Source organism: Rhodococcus sp. IEGM1339 (assembly GCF_050321925.1).
Classification (GTDB): domain Bacteria; phylum Actinomycetota; class Actinomycetes; order Mycobacteriales; family Mycobacteriaceae; genus Rhodococcus; species Rhodococcus pyridinivorans.
In genome coordinates this window covers 62,857-80,915 of sequence record NZ_JBNQFT010000003.1, presented here as the reverse complement: position 1 = coordinate 80,915, position 18,059 = coordinate 62,857, and the positions used below count along the sequence as shown (strand labels likewise).

Below are 18,059 nucleotides of genomic sequence, written 5' to 3'. Positions count from 1 at the left end.
GGAGTATGTCAGGCCGCACTCCCCGGTGAAAGCCGAGGATCTATCGGCCGCGTCGCCTCTCCGTCTCGGCCACGAAGTTCGGGTGGGCGTACGCGACAACGAGGGCCGACCCGTCGATCGGAGCCTCGAAACCCCACCAGCCCTGACGCATCTGTCTGACGAAGATCGCCGGGGTCGGAACGAGGAAGGTTCCGAACACGAGCAGCGACCACAGGGCCATGTACTCGCGGGCCCAGCCGAGGGCCGCCATCTGCACCGCGACGAGCAGGCAGACCAGTCCGCCCAGCATGCACAGCCACATCGCCCACCGTGTCAGCCGATCGATCCGGACGCACCGCGCACACATCGGTACATCGAACGCGATCACGTGTGGCTTGTGCTGCGCACGTGCACGCCACGTACTGGCCTTCGCCGCAGCTTCGGTACCGATGATGCGGATCTGCGTGCGACTGTGCCGGATCTTGCGATAGGTGGTGACCCAGGTGTGCACGCGCTCGACCTCCGGCACCCCGTGCACAGGACACAAGGGTGGAAGCTCATCCTTCACCGTCAGCTGGACGGGTTGGCCCCCAGTCGTGTCGGTATCGCATCGTCACGGTCCTGTGTCTCGAAATGCACATGCGCAAGACCATTTTTCGTGTTCCCCCCGGTTGTCACGTCGTGCACTGTAGCGGGCGTCGCAAACGCCGTTGCGATGGCCTACACTCTCGTCCGATCACGACTGGGGGATGTCTTGACACGATCGAACCTGTATGTGGACCCGGACGACCTGCGCGCCGCAACATATGATCTGCGCGATCTGGCCGACCAGGCGGATGGTGCACGCCGTTACGCCGTTACGCCGATCGCTGGCTGACGCCTCCTGAGACCGGGGGACTGATCTACTTCGATGTCGTCGAACGGGTGCACACGGCCCGTGCCCGGCTGACGGCTCTCTACGACGAGCTGGGTGTGGCGATCGACCGAGCGGCGACGGCGATGACCGAATCCGCACGGACATACGAGGACACCGAACTGGGCACTTCGGCACAGTTCGAGCGCACCGGTCCGGACATCGGCTGGTGAGCGCTCGTCCGGACGATGCGCTCGTCGAAACCACCGCGTCCGATCCCATACCGGACCTGCTCGAACGCACCCTGGGGATGTACTACCTCTCCCCGAGCTTCTACGTCGCCGAACCCTGCAAGTTCGTGGTGGGCACGGATCCGTGGGTGTACGCGGCCCAGCACTGCGGTGGCGACTGGGAGTCGGTGCTGCGCACGAGCGATGGCGTGAACAGGCTGGCCACCTTCCACCGTGCGTACGCGACGGCCGTAGACGACGTCCACGGCACGGTTGCCCCGTGGGACGGATCGGCGGGCGGGGCCGCCGGTCGTTATCTCACCGATCTGCAGAACGCCCTCGACGAACAAGCCCGGGCCGTTCACGGGATCTCTGAGCAATTGGAGAAGATCGCCGTGTCGATGTACGAACTGAACCAAGCATTCGCCGAAATCCTCTCGGTCATAACCGATGCAGCCATCAGGGTTCTGATCAGGATCGCGGCGACGAGTATCGCCGCCGCAACCGGTGTCGGAGTTCTGGGCTCGGCGGCCATTGCAGCGTCCTCCGTAGTGGACCTGGTGATCATCAGCGACCAGTGGAGGACGGCGATCGACGTCCACACCACAGTGTGGACGTCCATCCAGGGCCTCATCGGTGTGCTCACCGGAAATCTCGCGAAGATCGAGAACATCGAGATCCCCGGCCTCCCCGCAGTCTAGGCACCACGGTGCCGCACAGGAATCGAGAAGACATGGACGAATCCGAGATCGTCGTCGACGTCGCGCGCGGCGATACCACCCTGTCCCGCGAGATCGTCACGTCATTGCGGTCGATCGCCGATGCCACGGGCGACCCGGCCTTCGCGAAGCTCGTCGAGCAGGTGACGTCGGGTGAGCTGGGGGTGCGGGAACTCGCCGGTACAGAAGTGTTCTCGTCGATGCTCGACCGTCTGGTCGCCCCGGTCTTCGAGTCGCTGAAGGAGACGACCTTCGAGGACCTCGTCGAGGAGCGTCCCGACCCTCAAATGCAACGCGGATCACACTCCTCGCGATGATCCATCATCAGCCACACACAGAGGAACGGACATGAGCAGGATTCACGTGTGGCTCGCGATGATCGTCGTCATCGCGGGGATCGGGCTGACGGGCCCGACCGCGTCGGCCGCAACGCCCTATTGCGGCATCCACTGGGGTTCGCTGGACAAGGTGAACCCGACGATGGTCGCCTCACCGTTCACCGCCGTGCGGGCAGGACGGCACGAGTGCTTCGACCGGATCGTCGTCGATCTCGCCGGGCCGGCCGCGGGTTACCGCGTCGGCTACGTCCCCGCCGTCCACGAGGACGGATCGGGGTTCGAGGTCCCGCTGCGCGGAGGCGCCTACCTCCAGGTGGTCGTCCTCGCGCCCGCCTACTACGTACCGGCGAACCGGCGCGAGGTCGTCGACGTGAGCGGATACCGCACCCTGCAACAGGTGGCGTGGGCCAACAGTTTCGAAGGCCAGACCACCCTCGGTGTCGGGCTACGGGCCCGGCTGCCGTTCCGGGTGTTCACCCTCGACGGTCCCGGTAGCGGTTCACGGGTGGTGCTGGACGTCGCGCACCAGTGGTGAGGCAGGACAGCGGCATTCCGAATCCACGAGTCCTGGTGACAAACAGCCGGCCCCGGCAACCACGGCCGGTTGCCGGGACCGACCGCCACGCGAACGAGGTCAGCGATAGGACGCCCGCAGCGCCTTCTTGTCGAGCTTGCCCAGCGGCGTCAACGGCAGGGCGTCGAGGAAGTCGACCGATTTGGGGGCGTGCACCGAACCCTTTGCGGCACGCACCTTCTCGATCAGTTCCTCGACCGGCACCGACTGACCGTCGCGCAGCACGACACACGCCTTGACGGCCTCGCCCCACTTGGTATCCGGCACACCGACGACGGCCACGGACGCGACCGCCGGGTGCGACGAGATGACGTCCTCGATCTCGCGGGGGAAGACGTTGAAGCCGCCGGTGACGATCATGTCCTTCTTGCGGTCGACGATCGTCATGAAGCCGTTCTTGTCGGCGCGCGCGACGTCGCCGGTGTGCAGCCATCCGCCGCGCAGCGCCTCGGCGGTCTCCTCCGGCTTGTTCAGATAGCCCTTCATCACGAGCGGGCCGCGCACACAGATCTCGCCGAGTTCGCCCTGCGGCACCTCGTTCAGGTCGTCGTCGAGCAGGCGGACGTCGAGCCACGGCACGGGGCGGCCGCACGACGCGAGGCGGCTCGGATCGTCGGGGAGGTGTTCTTCCTTGCGCAGCACCGAGATGGTCATGCCGCATTCGGACTGGCCGTAGAACTGGAAGAAGACCGGGCCGAGCCGCTCGATCCCTTCGCGCAGGCGGGACGGCGACATCGCCGACGCACCGTAGAACAGGGTCTCGATGCTCGACAGGTCGCGGCTGTCGAAATCGGGATGGTCGAGCAGCATGTAGATCATCGTCGGCACGAGCATGGTCGCGTTGATGCGATGCTTCTCGATCGCTTCGAGCACGAGCGCAGGATCGAAGTGCGGTAGCACGTAGAGGCATCCGCCGCGCAGGAGCGTGGGGACGAAGAACGCCGCACCGGCGTGCGAGAGCGGGGTGCACACGAGGAAGCGCGGCTGCTCGGGCCACTGCCACTCGGCCATCTGGATCTGGTTCAGGGCCGCGCCCGAACGGAACGAGCCCATCACGCCCTTCGGCTTCCCGGTGGTGCCGCCGGTGTAGACGATGGAGGAGGTGTCCTCGATGTCGACGGGCGCGGACACGAGGCGCTGCTCGGTGAACTCCTCGGACAGGGCGAGAATGTCGGCGCCCACCGAGGACGGGCCGAGGGAGAACAGGTTCTTCAGGGTCGGCACCTGCTCGCGCAGCTCCGCTGCGCGTTCCTCGAAGTGGCGGGGATCGAAGATCAGGGTCTCGATCTCGGCGTCGGTCGAGATGTACAGGTGGTCGGAGAGCGAGCCCATCGGGTTCAAAGCCGTGGTGCGGCAGCCGGCGACCATCGTGGAGCCCATCGAGATGAGCACCTCGGGCCGGTTCTTGGACAGCATCGCGACCGCCGATCCCTGGCCGACCCCGACGGACGCGAGCGCCTGCTGGAACCGGCTGATGGCGGCGCGCATCTCGGCTCCGGTGAGGACGACGTCACCGAGGTGCAGGGCGGGCCGGTCGGCGCTGCGGTCGAGCGCGGTGATGAGGAGATCGGGCGTGAATGCGGGGCGGTAGAGGTCGGCGTACTCCTCGGGCATGGTCGTCCTTCCGGTGTGCTGTGACGGTCCGTTGTGTGACGTCACCGGTTGGCGTTCTCCGCTGTGGTGACCATCACCTGCCGTTCGTCACGATAACCGCCCGAGACCAAAACTGAAACACGTTCCACTCTGCCTTTTCGGCGACTTCTCGCCTAGAGTCTTGGGCACGTCACAGCACACCACCGGGGGATCACGCATGCAGTCGGCCACGCCGTCACCGAGCGAGACCGAAACGGCAGTCACCGCAACCGTCGTCGAACATCATCGGCTCCGGCACGACCTCGCCGTCGTGCGTCTCGAATGCGACGACGCGATCGTCGATTTCCGCCCCGGGCAGTACGTCGACGTGGCCGTGCCGCAGCGTCCCACGCTGCCGCGTCGCCTCTCCCCCGCGCTGCCACCGTCGCTGGACGGCAAGCTCGAGTTCCACGTGCGCACGGTCCCGGGTGGCTGGGTGAGCGGCGCGATCGTCGCCGACACCCAACCGGGCGACGTGTGGCAGATCGGCGCCGCCCGCGGCGGCGACCTCCACATCGACGACACCGGCCGCATCGTCATCATGGTGGCCGGCGGCACGGGCCTCGCGCCGCTGCGGTCGCTGATCCTCGACACGGCGCGTCACCCGGATCCGCCCCGCACCTTCCTGTTCACGGGCGCCCGCGACCCGCGCGACCTGTACGCCGCCGACATGCTCATGCTCCTGTCCGAGGCGCTGCCGTGGCTGACGGTGGTGCCGGTCGTGGAGACCCTCGAGATCCCCGACATCCCCGACCCCTGGTTCGATCGCATCGGCCCGCGCATCGACGAGTTCGGACCCGACCCCGACGAACTGCTCGAGGGCAGCGTCGACGAGGTCGTCACGTCCTACGGTGCGTTCGGCGACCACCAGGTGCTCGTGTGTGGCCCGGCGGCCATGGTGCGCACCACCGCTCAGCGGCTGATCGAGACCGGCACCCCGGTCGAGAACATCCGCTACGACCCGTACTGAGTGCGCCCGACGTCCGGCCGGCTCTTCAGCGATCGGCTGCGACGGTCACCCAGGCACGAGCGACGACGGATCCGGAAGGATCCGTGCCGATGAGCGCGACGTCCTCGACGTCCTCGTGATCGGTGCGGTAACGCTGCAACACGGTCACCGACCAGGTCGGTGATCCGGGACCCGCGGAATGTCCGTATAACCGCATCCGGAGTCGCCGCACATCGGCGAGGTCGAACCGTTCGACAACCGAATGCAGCAGTTCGTCGGCGAGCGGGACGGACGCACCGTGCTCACCGACCGGACGCGCCGATCCGGACACGTAGACCTCGGCGACCAACCGCCCGATCTCATCGACGTATCCGAGTGTCCGGTCGAGCCGACCGGACGCCTCGTCGCGGTTGTCGCGGGACCGGCAGGCCAGCGCCTCGGTGGTGGGTGGCGCGAAGAACACGATGTCCACTTCGTCCACCGGGCCGTCTTCGAGACGGGGCCCGGCTCCCCAGAGGGACAGCACGGTCGGGAGGGAACGGACGTCCCCGTTCGTGATCGTCACATGCCCTCCCTACCTTTCGGATCGTCCACTCAGGCGACCGGTGCGTCCGACGATGCTGCGTCGCGTGCCGCGATGTACCCGAAGACCAGGCCCTGCCCGATGGTGGCACCGGCACCGGGATAGCGGTGGCCGAACGCGTTGGCCGCGGTGTTGCCGATGGCGTAGAGACCGGCGATGGGGCTGCCGTCCTCGCGGAGGACCCGCGCCCGCTCGTCGGCGCGCACGCCACCGCACGTGCCGAGATCGCTCAGCGTCATCTTCACCGCGTAGAGCGGGCCGTGCGTGAGGGGTCGCAGGTTCGGGTTCGGCTGGACGGTCGGGTCACCGTAGTAGCGGTCGTAGGCACTGCCGCCACGTCCGAACTCGGAATCCGTTCCCGCCGCGGCGTCCTCGTTGAACCTTCCGAACGTCGCGGCGAAGGTGTCCACCGGCACACCCATCGACGCCGCGAGTTCCGCAGCGGTGGTGCCGCGGTGGGCGATGCCCGCCTCGTACCAGGCCTCCGGGAGCGGCCGGCGCGGGAACACCCCGGCCGCGAACACGTAGCTGTTGCGGTACTTCTGGTCGAAGACGATCCACATCGACTCGATCGGATCGCCGGCACGCTCGCGTTCGAGCACCAGCTGTCCGAACGACATGTAGTCGGACGACTCGTTCGTGAACCGGCGTCCCGTCTGGTCGACGATGAACGAGCCGGGCAGCGAACGCTCGGCGAGCATGACCATCGGCGGCTTGCCCGGACGGGTCGGCGCGACGGCGGGGAACCACCATGCCTGATCCATGAGGGCGAGATCGGCACCGACCTCCTGGGCCGCCTTGATCGCGTCGCCGGTGTTGGTCTCCGCCCCGAGGCTCTCGTGGTCGAGCAGACGCTCGGACTGGAACTTGCGCCGCATCTCCATGTCGTGGTCGAACCCACCCGCGGCAAGCACCACCCCGCGACGAGCGGTCACCGTCACCTCACGTCCGTTCTGCGCTACGACGGCACCGGTGACACGATCCCCGTCGGTGAGCAGACGCACCAGCGACGTCTCGGTCCACACCGGCACACCGGCCTTCAGCACACCCGCGAACAGGCCGGCGGCGATCGCTTGCCCACCGGCGACGTATTCACGCTTGACGGCGAGACCGGCGACCCCCTGTGCGAGCCGCTTGAAGATACGCGGAAAACCCTTGTGCGGCACGCGCAACATGAGGTTCATCCACTTGTAGTCGGCACCGGTGGTAGGCATCGGCAGGCTCGCCTCCATGAGGCCGGGACGCAGTCGACCCCGCTCCTCACCGAGGACCGACAGGTCCATGGGCAGGCACTCGCAGCTGCGGCCGACCGCCGAACCACCCGCCAGTTCGGGGTGATAGTCGGAGTAGCCCTCAGCCCAGAACAGCTTCATGGGGGTGGTGCGCTGGAGCATCTCGACGGTGGCGACACCGTTGTCGACGAAGGCCTCGCCCCGTTCGACCGGCGCCGTGCCGTCGACGACCGTCCGCACGTAGGTGTGGCCGCGCTCGACGGTGTCGCCGCTTCCCGCCGCGGTGAGTACCGGATTGGCCGGCACCCAGAACGCACCGCCGGAACGGGCGGTCGATCCGCCGACGTAGGCCGACTTCTCCACGAGGAGGGCGGACAGTCCTGCCTCGTGCCCGGTGAGTGCGGCGGCCATGCCGGTACCGGACCCGATCACGAGCAGGTCGACGGTGGTGTCCTGGGCGGGTGCCACGGGCGGTACGGATGTCGGCGCCATCGACAGTCTCCTTCTCGTCGTTGTCTGCGGGACGCTAGGACAGTTGCTCAGGACGCGAAGCCGCTCGTCCCGGTCACCGGGAGATCCGGCCCGTCGACCAGGGCGCGCACCATCTTCCACACCTCCTGCCGCGCCGGCTCGCTGAGCGACAACGCGGGGAAGGTCAGGAATCCGTGGAACAGGCCGTCGAATCTGCGGTGCTGCACGGACACCCCGGCCGCGGCGAGACGGTCGGCGTAGTCGTCGCCGGACGAACACGGCGGATCGAGTTCGGCGGTGGCGACGACCGCCGAGGGCAGCCCGGCGAGCGACTCGGCGCGGGTGGGGATCGCGACGGTCACGGCGAGGTTTCCACCGGCACTGTCGCCGGCAAGCACGATGCGCGCCGGGTCTCCCCCGTACGACGCGACGGTCGCGGCCGTCCATTCGAGCGCGGGGTACAGGTCGTCGTGCGCGGCCGGGGCAGGGTGTTCGGGGGCGAGGCGGTAATCGACGGACACGACGACGGCCCCGACAGCCTCCGCCATCGACCGGCAGAACTCGTCGTGACTGTCGAGATCGCAGAAGACGAACCCTCCACCGTGCGCGAACACGACGAGATCGTGTACCTCACTGGTCGTGTATCGGCGAGCGGGACCGGACGTGCTCCGCGAGCCCGTCCGAGCGCACACTCCTGACGGACCGATCGACGAAGGAGAGCGTATGACCGACGGATCGAACCGCATGCCGGCAGTACGCATCGGGATCACCAGCCCGGTCGTCACCCGGGTCCCCGGGGCCTCCGGCGACTGGGAGGCCGGCGCGGGCATCGAGGAACTGTCGCAGATCGCGGTCACCGCGGATCGGTCGGGATTCCACCACCTCACCTGCAGTGAACACGTCGCCGTACCGGCGCCCGTGGCCGCGACGCGCGGTGGGACGTACTGGGATCCGCTGGCGACCCTCGGCTTCCTGGCAGCGCGCACCGACCGGATCCGACTGGTCACCCAGGTTCTCGTCCTCGGCTACCACCATCCTCTGGAGATCGCGAAGCGCTACGGCACGCTCGACACGGTCAGCGGTGGACGCCTGACCCTCGGTCTCGGCGTCGGTTCGCTCGAGGAGGAGTTCGCGTTGCTCGAAGCCCCCTTCACTGATCGCGGCGCACGCGCCGACGATGCTCTCGCCGCCCTGCGCGCATCTCTATCGACACGCGAACCCTCCTATCACGGAGAGTATTTCGAGTACTCGGGGGTGGTGGTCGATCCCTGCGCCGTGCAGCCGCGAGTTCCGTTATGGATCGGCGGCCGCACCCCGCGTTCGCTGCGACGCGCGTGCGAGTTCGGGGACGGCTGGGTACCTTTCGGGCTCCCCTTCGACGACGTGAAAACGATGCTCGCGAAGAGGCAGCCGCCGCCCGGCTTCGAGGTCGTGCTGTCGGTGACGCGGCTCGACCCGCTCGGTGACCCCGACGCGACGCGCAGACGACTCGGCCGCGCGATCGCAGCGGGCGCGACGATCGTCGGTGCCGGTGTGGACGCCGGATCCGCCGACCATTACTGCGACCAGCTCGTCGCCCTCGCCGACCTGTTCGGCAGGGAATTCGGCGATCTCGGGGTGGGGTGAGGTCGGCATCTCCCGCTGGCCGGGAGAACGGCGATGCGGTGCGCCAGCGGGTCGCTAGCCAGCGTCGACGCGACACCTTTCGTCCCGCACCACACAGGAGCGACCGTGACCGTTTCCGACACCGACGCCCGCACTCAGCGCATCCGCACCACAGTGCACGCCTATCTCGATGCTGTGGCCGCAGGCGTGGCCGCCGACATCGCCGCCCTCTACGCCGACGACGCCACCCTCGAGGATCCTGCCGGAAGCGAGCCTCGCGTGGGCCGGGCAGCGATCGCCGAGTTCTACAAGGGTGTCGAGGCCACCGAGAACACCACCGAGTTGCTCACGCTCCGGATCGCCGGGTCGACCGCGGCCTTCCACTTCCGTGTGGTCACGAAGGCGGGCGAGCAGACCTACGAGATCGAGCCCATCGACGTCATGACGTTCGACGACGAGGGACGCATCACCAGCATGCGGGCGGTCTGGGCTCCCAGCGACATGCGTGTTCGCTGACCGGTCGGCGGGACAGGGTTCGCACACTGTGTCGTCGGTGACGGACACTGGAACGAACGCCGATCGATTGGAGTTTCGATGACAGCGGAACACGCGGTACTGGATCCCCGACGGATCCGCGACGTGATGGGCAACTTCTGCACGGGTGTCACGGTGATCACCGCGCTCGACGGCGACGAACCGCTGGGATTCGCCTGTCAGTCGTTCGTGTCGGTCTCGCTGGACCCGCCGCTCATCTCGTTCTGTCCCGCCCGCACGTCGACGACCTGGCCGAAGATCCGGGAGGTCGGCAACCTGGCCGTCAACGTCCTGTCCGAGAGCCAGCGCACCCTGTGCGGTGCGTTCGCGGTGAGCGGCGGCAACAAGTTCCGCGGGGTGCGCTGGGAGCCGGGCGACAACGGCGCTCCGGCGATCGAGGGAGCCCTGGCGCGGGTCGAGGCAACCGTGGAGACCGAGTACGAGGCCGGCGACCACACGATCGTGCTGGCACGGGTCACGGGGCTGACGTCGCTGCACTCCCGCGGTCCGCTCCTGTTCTTCCAGGGCACCTACGGCGGTTTCGAACGGCGGTGACGCCGAACGACAGGTGAGGGAATAGACGGTCACCGGTCGAGGTTGCTCCGAAGGTGTGCCCGGCGGCCGATACCGGGCCCCGACGCGAAGGATTACCGGTGACCGTTCCCCTCTCCATCCTCGACCTCGCACACATCGGCAAGGGCGAGACCGCCCGTGAGAGCTTCGACGCCAGCGTGAAGATGGCCCAGCTCGCCGAGCAGTGGGGTTACCGGCGCATCTGGTACGCCGAACACCACAACATGCCGACGATCGCCTCGTCGGCGACGAGCGTGCTCATCGCGCACGTCGCCGCGCACACCTCGTCGATCCGTCTCGGCGCCGGCGGCATCATGCTGCCGAACCACTCGCCGCTGACCATCGCCGAACAGTTCGGAACTCTCGCCACGCTGCATCCCGGCCGCATCGACCTCGGTCTCGGCCGCGCCCCCGGCAGCGACCAGAAGACCATGCGGGCGCTGCGCCGCGACCCGACGTCGGCCGACAGTTTTCCGCAGGACGTCCTCGAACTGCAGGCCTACCTGAAGGGTGAGTCGCGGATCCCTGGAGTCGACGCGATCCCCGGTAAGGGCACCGATGTGCCGCTGTACATCCTGGGCTCGTCGCTGTTCGGCGCGAAACTCGCTGCTCTGCTCGGTCTTCCGTACGCCTTCGCGTCGCACTTCGCGCCGCAGGCCCTCGAGGACGCGGTGCGGCTGTACCGCCGCGAGTTCCAGCCCTCCCCCGACCACTCGGAGCCGTACGTCATCGCGGGTGTCGGTGTGATCGCCGCCGATACCGCCGAGGAGGCGCAGTCGCTGTTCGAGGCGACCAAGCGGGCGCGGGTCGTCCAGATGGTCGGACGCGGGCGCACGTTCAGCGAGGAGGAGATCGACATGCTGCTCGACTCCCCCGCCGGCATGCAGGTGCTCGAGATGCTTCGGTACACCGCCGTGGGTACGCCGCAGGAGGTGCGCGACTACCTCGACCGGTTCACCGAGCGCGCGCAGGCCGACGAGCTGATCGTCGTGTCGTCGGCTCCCGGACGCGACGCGTGGCTGCGTTCGCTGGAGCTTGTTGCGCAGGTCAGCGACCTCGTCCCGGCCTGATCGCCGAAGAGCGACGGATCGGGCTACCGACGGGTACACTTCAGCGGCCGGCCAGGCACGGCTGAGAACCACGAGTCGTCAACCGCCAGGAGCACGATGAAGTACCGTACCCGCGCTGTCGCAGCGGCAGTTCTGACCGCTGCAGCGGCGATCACCGCACCCGCCACTGCGGCCGCCGATTCCCTGCCCACCGACGGGCCCACCATCACGCTGACGATCCGCAACGACACCGATGCGCCGATGGTGCTCACGTCGACCGAGAACCCTTACGGAACATGGGTGGACGAGCCGGCCACCGTGGTGCCGGCCCGCTCCACCGAGACGGTCTCGGCGAGCAGCGCCGACCGGCGCGGGTTCGGCATCCAGATCGACTACACGATGCCCGGCGACGCGACCGTGGCGCTCATGGCCAACAATTACGGCACGGGCGTCGCGAACGGCGACGGCACCCACATCGGCGGTGCCAACCGGCACGGCTTCGAGGTCGCGACCACTGTGGAGGACGGATATCCGTTCATGACAGCGGACTTCGCCGTCACCCGACCCTGAGACGACGGACCGGGCCCGGAGGATACCTGCGTATCCTCCGGGCCCGGTTCGTATGTGCGTCGGCGTCCCGCCTCTGTGGGTCAGCGTCCCGCAGCGTCCATCACGGACAGGTGCGCGAACAGTGCGCTCGCGCCGATCGGATTGCCGCCGCCGGGGTAGACGGTGCCGCTCGGTGCGGCCATCGTGTTGCCCGCCGCGTACAGGCCGAGGATCGGAGCACCCTCGCTGTCGAGCACCCGCCCGACGGTGTCGGTCCGCAGACCGCCCTTGGTGCCGAGGTCGGAGATGCCGAACTGTGCTGCGTGGAAGGGGCCCTGTTCGATCGGGACCAGCGCGGACCCACCGCCGGTGAAGGCGAGATCGTAGGGTTCGTCCCCGCGGCCGAAGTCCTCGTCGACTCCCTTCGCGGCCAGGTCGTTCCACCGCGCGACGGTCGCCTTCAGGGATTCGGCTGGCACACCGATCTGCTCGGCGAGTTCCTCGAGGGTGTCGGCGGTCTTCCACAGTCCCGCGTCGACGTACTTCTCGGTTTCGACGAGCGGCACATTCGTCGCCCCGACCGGTGGGACCTCACCGTTCCGGTCGTCGTAGATCATCCAGAACGGCAACGTCATCTCGCCGCGCTCCATGCGGGCGATGACGTCGCGGCCCAGACGGTCGTAGGGTGCGTACTCGTTGGTGAACCGCGCACCGTCCTGGTCGACGAAGATGCCGCCCGTGAAGCACAGCGCGAACGCCGAACGTCCGTCCGGGTGGGTCAGTGCCGGCGACCACCAGGCCTGATCCATCAGGTCGACGTCGGCGCCGACGGCGATGCCCGCCTCGTGGGCCTTGCCGAGATTCGACCACGGGCCCATCGAGTCCCGCGCGGCGCCGGGCACCCCGTACTTGCTGCGCATCTCGTCGTTCCGATCGAAGCCACCGGCGGCGAGGACGACACCCTTGCGCGCGCGGATCGCCCGTCGCTCGCCGTCGTTCCCGACGACCGCGCCCACGACCACACCGTCCTCGACGATCAGTTCTTCGAGCGGGGTGTTCCGGTACAGCTCCACGTTCGGGTACTTGCGCAGGGCGATGAGGAATCGTCCGACGAGCGCGCGACCTCCGATGAGCATGTCGGGCAGGGGTTCGCCGTTGCGTTCGCGGCCGAGCGGGCCGCGGATCGACTCGTTGAGCTCGGGATCGGCGGCGATGGGCAGCGGCGACGGGACGATGTGACGTCCCTGGGCACGGGCCTTGGGCGCCTTGCCGAAGTAGTCGGGCCACGGGTAGACCATGAATTCGAGATCGTCGTCGGACTCGAGGTAGTCGATCAGCGGGGCGCCGCCGCGGACATACGCCTCCTGCAGTTCGCGCGGGGTGCGGTCGCCGACGATCGCGTGGTAGTAGGTCAGCGCGTCCTCGAGGGTGTCGTCGTCACCGGCACGCTGCAGGACCGCGTTGGTGGGGAACCAGACGCCGCCGCCCCCGGAGTACGCCGTGGTGCCGCCGAAGTACTCGGATGCCTCGACGAGGATCACCGACAGTCCTTCGCGCGCAGCGGTGTACGCACCGCAGCACCCTCCGGCTCCCGACCCCACCACGAGGACGTCGCATTCTTCCGCCCACTCCGCCATGACTGTTGCCTTCCGTCGACCGTTCGTGTGGAACACGCCACACTAGGCAGACGTCGAGGCTCCACAGGGCGATCGTCTCGCTGGGCGGGAGATTTTCGTTCTCGACCGATCCGGCGGATCAGTCGCGCTCGACCGCGGTGCGGTCAGTCGCGCCTGTTGCGCGGCTTCCACACGACGAGGGCGTTGCTGCGCGGAATGGGCACCAGATCGCCGCGTGTCGAACGCAACTGGGCGACCTCGGCGTTGAGTTCGGCGACGCGCTGCTGCAGTGCCTCGACCTGGTTGGTCAGCTCTATGATCCGTTTGATCCCGGCGAGGTTGACACCTTCGTCCTGGGAGAGGCGCTGCACTTCGCGCAGCAGTTCGACGTCGCGCGGCGAGTACCGGCGGCCGCCGCCGCTGGTGCGGTGCGGGGTGACGAGTCCGAGCCGGTCGTAGTTACGCAGCGTCTGCGCATGCATCCCGGCGAGTTCTGCTGCCACCGAGATGACGTAGACGCGCGCATCGGGATCCGGTGACAGATTCCGTGGCATTCTCGTCTCGCTCATCACGCACCTGCCCATCCCTCTCGAGGATCGAAACCGCTTGCCTCTTCTGCACGAAGATAGTTGTGCAGCGCTTCCGTCGCCTTCTCGTCGAGATTCTGCGGGATCGCGACCTTCACCGTGACGAGAAGGTCACCGGCGCCGCCCCCGCGCTTGGGGACGCCGCGTCCGCGGACCCGCAGGACCCGGCCGTCGGCCGTTCCCGGCGGAATCTTCAGCCCGACGCGGCCGTCGAGGGTCGGCACCGAGACGGTGCCGCCGAGGACGAGTTCGCCGTAGCTGACGGGCAGCACGAGGGTCAGATCGTCGCCCTCACGCCCGAACACGCGGTCGGGACGGACGTGCACCGTCACGAACAGGTCGCCGGACGGGGCGCCGCGCAGACCGGCCTCGCCCTGACCGGCGAGGCGGATGCGCGAACCGTCCTTGATGCCTGCGGGAACCCGCACGGTGATGGTGCGGGTGCGGTTCTGCACGCCGGTACCGCGGCAGTCGCTGCAGGGGTTGTCGATGATCGATCCGCTGCCCCGGCAGTCGTCGCACGGTTCCGAGAATCCGAAGGCGCCCTGGTTACGGGAGACCACACCACTTCCGTTGCAGTTCGGACAGACCCGCGGACTCGTTCCCGGCTGGGCACCGCTGCCGTGGCAGGTGGTGCACGGCGCCGGGCTGGTCATCCGCAGGGGAACCGTGACGCCCTGGACGGCATCGCGGAAGTCGAGCGTCGTCTCGGTCTCGACATCGGATCCGCGGCGTGGACGTGAACGGCCGGCGGTGGAAGCAGTGCCGCCACCGGCGCGGTTGAACAGGCCACCGAAGAGGTCGCCGAGCCCACCGTCGCCGCCACCGCCGAACAGGTCGCCGATGTCGAAGGTCGCTCCGGTACCACCGGAGAATCCGCCGGCCCCGGGACGGAAGCCACCCGGCATGCCGCCGGAGGCGAACAGGCGCCGGGTCTCGTCGTATTCCTTGCGCTTGGCGGGATCCGACAGGACGGCGTTGGCCTCGCTGACGGCCTTGAAGCGTTCCTCGGCCTTGGCGTCACCGGGGTTGGCGTCGGGATGCAGGCCCCGCGCCAGTTTCCGGTAGGCCTTCTTGATCTCGTCCTGCGTTGCGTCGGGGGAGACGCCCAGGTCCTTGTAGAAATCCTTCTCGATCCACTCCCGCTGGCTCACCGGGCGTCTCCTCCTCTCGCGTATTCTTGTTCTTACTCTGTGCCCGGCTCCGCCGACCGCGCGTCACCCGGCGTGTCCGCCGGATCGCCGTCGGTGACCGTCACCATCGCGTGCCGCAGGATGCGGTCGCCGAAGCGGTAACCCTTGCGGAGCACCGTCCCGAGCACTGGGTGGTGACCGTCGCCTTCCATCTGGACGGCCTCGTGCAACTCGGGATCGAAGGCGTCGCCTTCCTCACCGAACGCGACGAGTCCGACACTGTCGAACACACCGGTCAGCTTGCCGGACAGTGCCTTCAGCGGACCCGTCTCCAAGTCGCCGTGGGCGCGCGCCCGGTCGAGGTCGTCGAGGACGTCGAGGAACTTCACCGCGACGGAGGCCTTGGCCTCCTCCGCGATCGCCGTGCGCTGCGCCTCGGCGCGGCGACGGTAGTTCGCGTACTCCGCGCTCACGCGTTGCAGGTCGGCGGTGCGCTCGGCGAGTTCCTTCGCCTCCTGCGACTGTCCTTCGGTCCGCTCGGCCTTCTCGGCGTCGCCCTCCGCAGGAACCGACTCGATCACCTCGCCCTCCTCGGCTCGCGGCTCCTCGGCGGGGTCGCGCACCTCGAAGGTCTCAGGGTCGATCCGTCGCTTGTCGGTGACGGTCACCGGTTCCTGCTCGGGCTTGTCGGCACTCACTTCTTCTCCGAATCGTTCGGCTCGTCGACGACCTCGGCGTCGACGACGTCGTCGGCACCTGCGGCCGCGCCGTCACCGGCAGCGGCACCCTCGGCGCCCTGCGCCTCGTAGATGGCCTGGCCGAGGGCCTGCGACTCGGTCGCGAGCTTCTCGACGGCGGCCTTGACCGCGTTGATGTCGGAGCCGGCGAGGGCGTCGTTGGCTTCCTTGATCGCAGCCTCGACCTTCTCCTTGACGTCGGCCGGGACCTTGTCCTCGTTCTCCTTGATGAACTTCTCGGTCTGGTGCACGAGCGACTCGGCCTGGTTGCGGACCTCGGCCTCCTCGCGACGCTTGCGGTCCTCCTCGGCGTGCGCCTCGGCGTCCTTGACCATCCGGTCGATCTCCTCCTGGGACAGGCCGGAGCCTTCCTGGATCTTGATCGTGTTCTCCTTGCCGGTGCCCTTGTCGCGGGCGGTGACGTGGACGATGCCGTTGGCGTCGATGTCGAAGGTCACCTCGATCTGCGGGACGCCACGCGGAGCCGGCGCGATGCCGCCGAGCTCGAACGAGCCGAGCAGCTTGTTGTGCGCCGCGATCTCACGCTCGCCCTGGAAGACCTGGATCTGCACCGACGGCTGGTTGTCGTCGGCGGTGGTGAAGGTCTCCGACCGCTTGGTGGGGATCGTGGTGTTGCGCTCGATGAGCTTGGTCATCACGCCGCCCTTGGTCTCGATACCCAGCGACAGCGGGGTGACGTCGAGCAGCAGCACGTCCTTGACCTCGCCCTTGAGGACGCCGGCCTGCAGGGCTGCACCCACGGCGACGACCTCGTCGGGGTTCACGCCCTTGTTGGGCTCGCGGCCACCGGTGAGCTCGCGCACCAGGTCGGTGACGGCGGGCATACGGGTCGAGCCGCCGACCAGCACGACGTGGTCGATGTCGCCGACGGAAATGCCGGCGTCCTTGACGACCTGCTGGAAGGGAGCGCGGGTGCGCTCGAGGAGGTCGCCGGTGATCTTCTGGAACTCCGAGCGGGTGAGCTGCTCGTCGAGGAACAGCGGGTTCTTGTCCGCGTCGACGGTGATGTACGGCAGGTTGATCGAGGTCGACTGCGAGGACGACAGCTCGATCTTGGCCTTCTCGGCAGCCTCACGCAGACGCTGCATGGCCATCTTGTCCTTGGTCAGGTCGACGCCGTGCTGTGCCTTGAACTTGTCGACGAGCCAGTTGACGATGCGCTCGTCCCAGTCGTCGCCACCGAGGTGGTTGTCGCCGGAGGTCGCGCGGACCTCGACGACGCCGTCGCCGATCTCGAGGAGGGAGACGTCGAAGGTGCCGCCACCGAGGTCGAAGACCAGGATGGTCTGCTCCTTCTCGCCCTTGTCGAGACCGTAGGCGAGGGCAGCCGCGGTGGGCTCGTTGACGATGCGCAGGACGTTGAGACCGGCGATGGTGCCGGCTTCCTTCGTGGCCTGACGCTGGGCGTCGTTGAAGTACGCCGGGACGGTGATGACCGCGTCGGTGATGTCCTCACCGAGGTAGGCCTCCGCGTCGCGCTTGAGCTTCATCAGCGTGCGGGCGCTGATCTCCTGCGGCGTGTACTTCTTGCCGTCGATGGCCACGGTCCAGTCCGTGCCGATGTGGCGCTTGACCGAACGGATGGTGCGGTCGACGTTGGTGACCGCCTGGTTCTTGGCGGGCTGACCCACCAGAACCTCACCGTTCTTCGCGAATGCGACGACGGACGGGGTGGTGCGGGACCCCTCGGCGTTGGCGACCACAACGGGCTCGCCGCCTTCCAGAACGGAAACGACCGAGTTGGTGGTTCCGAGGTCGATGCCGACCGCACGAGCCATAATTTTCCTCCAATGTTCCTGCCGCGACGCGTGCGCGCCGCGAAAACGTTCCATGCCCGACCTGAGCCCGTTCGGCTCAGGTGAGCGCGGTCGACTCAAGCCTGCACCCGAGCAGTCCACGCCGTCAAGTGAAGTTGAGTCTTATGCGCTCAAGTTGTCTGACTCATCCAACGGCAGGTCGTGGACTTTTGTTCCGAGGGTGGCGCACATCACTTCGATCGGTCGCATCTGCTCGATTCGAGGACCGATACCCGATGTCGACAAGGCGCCACTGTCCGCACCGGTGCGCAAGGACGGGTTGTCCACAGGGACCCCGT

At 67.9% G+C, this 18,059-nt stretch carries 20 protein-coding genes; 10 read left to right on the top strand and 10 right to left on the bottom strand.

All coding sequences use genetic code 11. From position 1 onward, the window contains the following. Positions 1-40: 40 nt before the first annotated feature. Positions 41-508, bottom strand: coding sequence for a hypothetical protein (locus ACQR3U_RS04950; RefSeq protein ID WP_230809863.1), 468 nt, complete (start codon positions 506-508; stop codon positions 41-43). Between the two features lie 395 nt (positions 509-903). Here ACQR3U_RS04950 and ACQR3U_RS04945 point away from each other — a divergent pair, with 395 nt between their 5' ends. Genes ACQR3U_RS04945 through ACQR3U_RS04930 form a run of 4 tightly spaced genes read left to right on the top strand, consistent with a single transcriptional unit; the run spans position 904 to position 2,654 of the window. Beyond that, positions 904-1,065 (top strand): hypothetical protein, encoded by a 162-nt coding sequence (locus tag ACQR3U_RS04945; RefSeq protein WP_230809862.1) that lies wholly within the window; start codon positions 904-906, stop codon positions 1,063-1,065. Continuing rightward, positions 1,062-1,763 (top strand): hypothetical protein, encoded by a 702-nt coding sequence (locus ACQR3U_RS04940; protein WP_230809861.1) that lies wholly within the window; start codon positions 1,062-1,064, stop codon positions 1,761-1,763. The genes ACQR3U_RS04945 and ACQR3U_RS04940 overlap by 4 nt, the downstream gene beginning before the upstream one ends. A 32-nt stretch (positions 1,764-1,795) precedes the next feature. Further along, complete coding sequence (locus tag ACQR3U_RS04935; RefSeq protein WP_230809860.1) at positions 1,796-2,098, top strand: hypothetical protein; 303 nt, start codon at positions 1,796-1,798, stop codon at positions 2,096-2,098. A 31-nt stretch (positions 2,099-2,129) separates the two neighbouring features. Continuing rightward, the gene (locus ACQR3U_RS04930; protein ID WP_230809859.1) at positions 2,130-2,654 is read left to right on the top strand and encodes an AMIN-like domain-containing (lipo)protein; all 525 of its coding nucleotides are present in this window, start codon (positions 2,130-2,132) and stop codon (positions 2,652-2,654) included. Positions 2,655-2,753: 99 nt separating this feature from the next. Here ACQR3U_RS04930 and ACQR3U_RS04925 read toward each other — a convergent pair whose 3' ends face one another. Further along, on the bottom strand, positions 2,754-4,307 hold the full coding sequence (locus ACQR3U_RS04925) for an AMP-binding protein (RefSeq protein WP_230809858.1): 1,554 nt from the start codon (positions 4,305-4,307) through the stop codon (positions 2,754-2,756). A 196-nt stretch (positions 4,308-4,503) separates the two neighbouring features. On the opposite strand from ACQR3U_RS04925, the gene ACQR3U_RS04920 reads away from it, so the two are divergent. After that, positions 4,504-5,295: an FAD-binding oxidoreductase gene (locus ACQR3U_RS04920; RefSeq protein WP_230809857.1), complete on the top strand. Its 792-nt coding sequence runs from the start codon at positions 4,504-4,506 to the stop codon at positions 5,293-5,295. 25 nt (positions 5,296-5,320) lie between these two features. On the opposite strand, the gene ACQR3U_RS04915 is transcribed toward ACQR3U_RS04920, so the two are convergent. Genes ACQR3U_RS04915 through ACQR3U_RS04905 form a run of 3 tightly spaced genes read right to left on the bottom strand, consistent with a single transcriptional unit; the run spans position 5,321 to position 8,321 of the window. Then, positions 5,321-5,839, bottom strand: a complete 519-nt coding sequence (locus tag ACQR3U_RS04915) for a hypothetical protein (protein WP_230809856.1) — start codon at positions 5,837-5,839, stop codon at positions 5,321-5,323. A gap of 29 nt (positions 5,840-5,868) precedes the next feature. Further along, positions 5,869-7,581, bottom strand: coding sequence for a 3-ketosteroid-delta-1-dehydrogenase (locus ACQR3U_RS04910; RefSeq protein ID WP_230809855.1), 1,713 nt, complete (start codon positions 7,579-7,581; stop codon positions 5,869-5,871). Positions 7,582-7,628: 47 nt separating this feature from the next. Then, positions 7,629-8,321 carry an alpha/beta hydrolase gene (locus ACQR3U_RS04905; RefSeq protein WP_372477527.1) on the bottom strand — a complete coding sequence of 231 codons (693 nt, stop codon included), beginning with the start codon at positions 8,319-8,321 and terminating at the stop codon, positions 7,629-7,631. Between ACQR3U_RS04905 and ACQR3U_RS04900 the strand changes: the two genes are divergently transcribed. The 5 genes from ACQR3U_RS04900 to ACQR3U_RS04880 all read left to right on the top strand — a co-directional run bounded on the left by ACQR3U_RS04900 (position 8,284) and on the right by ACQR3U_RS04880 (position 11,891). Next, the gene (locus tag ACQR3U_RS04900; protein ID WP_230809853.1) at positions 8,284-9,186 is read left to right on the top strand and encodes an LLM class F420-dependent oxidoreductase; all 903 of its coding nucleotides are present in this window, start codon (positions 8,284-8,286) and stop codon (positions 9,184-9,186) included. The two genes, ACQR3U_RS04905 and ACQR3U_RS04900, sit on opposite strands and share 38 nt — an antisense overlap. 105 nt (positions 9,187-9,291) lie before the next feature. Next, on the top strand, positions 9,292-9,681 hold the full coding sequence (locus tag ACQR3U_RS04895) for a nuclear transport factor 2 family protein (protein ID WP_024101913.1): 390 nt from the start codon (positions 9,292-9,294) through the stop codon (positions 9,679-9,681). Positions 9,682-9,759: 78 nt separating this feature from the next. Next, positions 9,760-10,254 (top strand): flavin reductase family protein, encoded by a 495-nt coding sequence (locus tag ACQR3U_RS04890; protein WP_230809852.1) that lies wholly within the window; start codon positions 9,760-9,762, stop codon positions 10,252-10,254. Positions 10,255-10,352: 98 nt separating this feature from the next. Beyond that, positions 10,353-11,342 carry an LLM class flavin-dependent oxidoreductase gene (locus tag ACQR3U_RS04885; RefSeq protein ID WP_019291024.1) on the top strand — a complete coding sequence of 330 codons (990 nt, stop codon included), beginning with the start codon at positions 10,353-10,355 and terminating at the stop codon, positions 11,340-11,342. Positions 11,343-11,438: 96 nt separating this feature from the next. Next, complete coding sequence (locus tag ACQR3U_RS04880) at positions 11,439-11,891, top strand: hypothetical protein (RefSeq protein ID WP_024101916.1); 453 nt, start codon at positions 11,439-11,441, stop codon at positions 11,889-11,891. Positions 11,892-11,971: 80 nt separating this feature from the next. Here the strand turns inward: ACQR3U_RS04880 and ACQR3U_RS04875 are convergent, their stop codons facing one another. From ACQR3U_RS04875 to dnaK, 5 genes are all read right to left on the bottom strand, one after another. Beyond that, complete coding sequence (locus ACQR3U_RS04875; protein WP_230809851.1) at positions 11,972-13,507, bottom strand: FAD-binding protein; 1,536 nt, start codon at positions 13,505-13,507, stop codon at positions 11,972-11,974. 143 nt (positions 13,508-13,650) lie between these two features. Beyond that, positions 13,651-14,055, bottom strand: a complete 405-nt coding sequence (locus tag ACQR3U_RS04870; RefSeq protein ID WP_024101918.1) for a heat shock protein transcriptional repressor HspR — start codon at positions 14,053-14,055, stop codon at positions 13,651-13,653. Beyond that, positions 14,055-15,227 carry a molecular chaperone DnaJ gene (gene dnaJ, locus ACQR3U_RS04865; protein WP_230809850.1) on the bottom strand — a complete coding sequence of 391 codons (1,173 nt, stop codon included), beginning with the start codon at positions 15,225-15,227 and terminating at the stop codon, positions 14,055-14,057. Before dnaJ ends, ACQR3U_RS04870 begins: the two co-directional genes overlap by 1 nt. 32 nt (positions 15,228-15,259) lie before the next feature. Next, the gene (gene grpE, locus ACQR3U_RS04860) at positions 15,260-15,904 is read right to left on the bottom strand and encodes a nucleotide exchange factor GrpE (protein WP_230809849.1); all 645 of its coding nucleotides are present in this window, start codon (positions 15,902-15,904) and stop codon (positions 15,260-15,262) included. Beyond that, positions 15,901-17,742, bottom strand: a complete 1,842-nt coding sequence (dnaK, locus tag ACQR3U_RS04855; RefSeq protein ID WP_230809848.1) for a molecular chaperone DnaK — start codon at positions 17,740-17,742, stop codon at positions 15,901-15,903. The genes grpE and dnaK overlap by 4 nt, the downstream gene beginning before the upstream one ends. Positions 17,743-18,059 lie beyond the last annotated feature (317 nt).

Coding starts and splice junctions, on each gene's coding strand:
- ACQR3U_RS04935 (WP_230809860.1), top strand. CDS start 1,796: ATGGACGAATCCGAGATCGTCGTCGACGTCGCGCGCGGCGATACCACC.
- ACQR3U_RS04930 (WP_230809859.1), top strand. CDS start 2,130: ATGAGCAGGATTCACGTGTGGCTCGCGATGATCGTCGTCATCGCGGGG.
- ACQR3U_RS04925 (WP_230809858.1), bottom strand. CDS start 4,307: ATGCCCGAGGAGTACGCCGACCTCTACCGCCCCGCATTCACGCCCGAT.
- ACQR3U_RS04920 (WP_230809857.1), top strand. CDS start 4,504: ATGCAGTCGGCCACGCCGTCACCGAGCGAGACCGAAACGGCAGTCACC.
- ACQR3U_RS04910 (WP_230809855.1), bottom strand. CDS start 7,581: ATGGCGCCGACATCCGTACCGCCCGTGGCACCCGCCCAGGACACCACC.
- ACQR3U_RS04900 (WP_230809853.1), top strand. CDS start 8,284: ATGACCGACGGATCGAACCGCATGCCGGCAGTACGCATCGGGATCACC.
- ACQR3U_RS04905 (WP_372477527.1), bottom strand. CDS start 8,321: ATGCGTACTGCCGGCATGCGGTTCGATCCGTCGGTCATACGCTCTCCT.
- ACQR3U_RS04890 (WP_230809852.1), top strand. CDS start 9,760: ATGACAGCGGAACACGCGGTACTGGATCCCCGACGGATCCGCGACGTG.
- ACQR3U_RS04880 (WP_024101916.1), top strand. CDS start 11,439: ATGAAGTACCGTACCCGCGCTGTCGCAGCGGCAGTTCTGACCGCTGCA.
- ACQR3U_RS04875 (WP_230809851.1), bottom strand. CDS start 13,507: ATGGCGGAGTGGGCGGAAGAATGCGACGTCCTCGTGGTGGGGTCGGGA.
- ACQR3U_RS04870 (WP_024101918.1), bottom strand. CDS start 14,055: ATGAGCGAGACGAGAATGCCACGGAATCTGTCACCGGATCCCGATGCG.
- dnaK (WP_230809848.1), bottom strand. CDS start 17,742: ATGGCTCGTGCGGTCGGCATCGACCTCGGAACCACCAACTCGGTCGTT.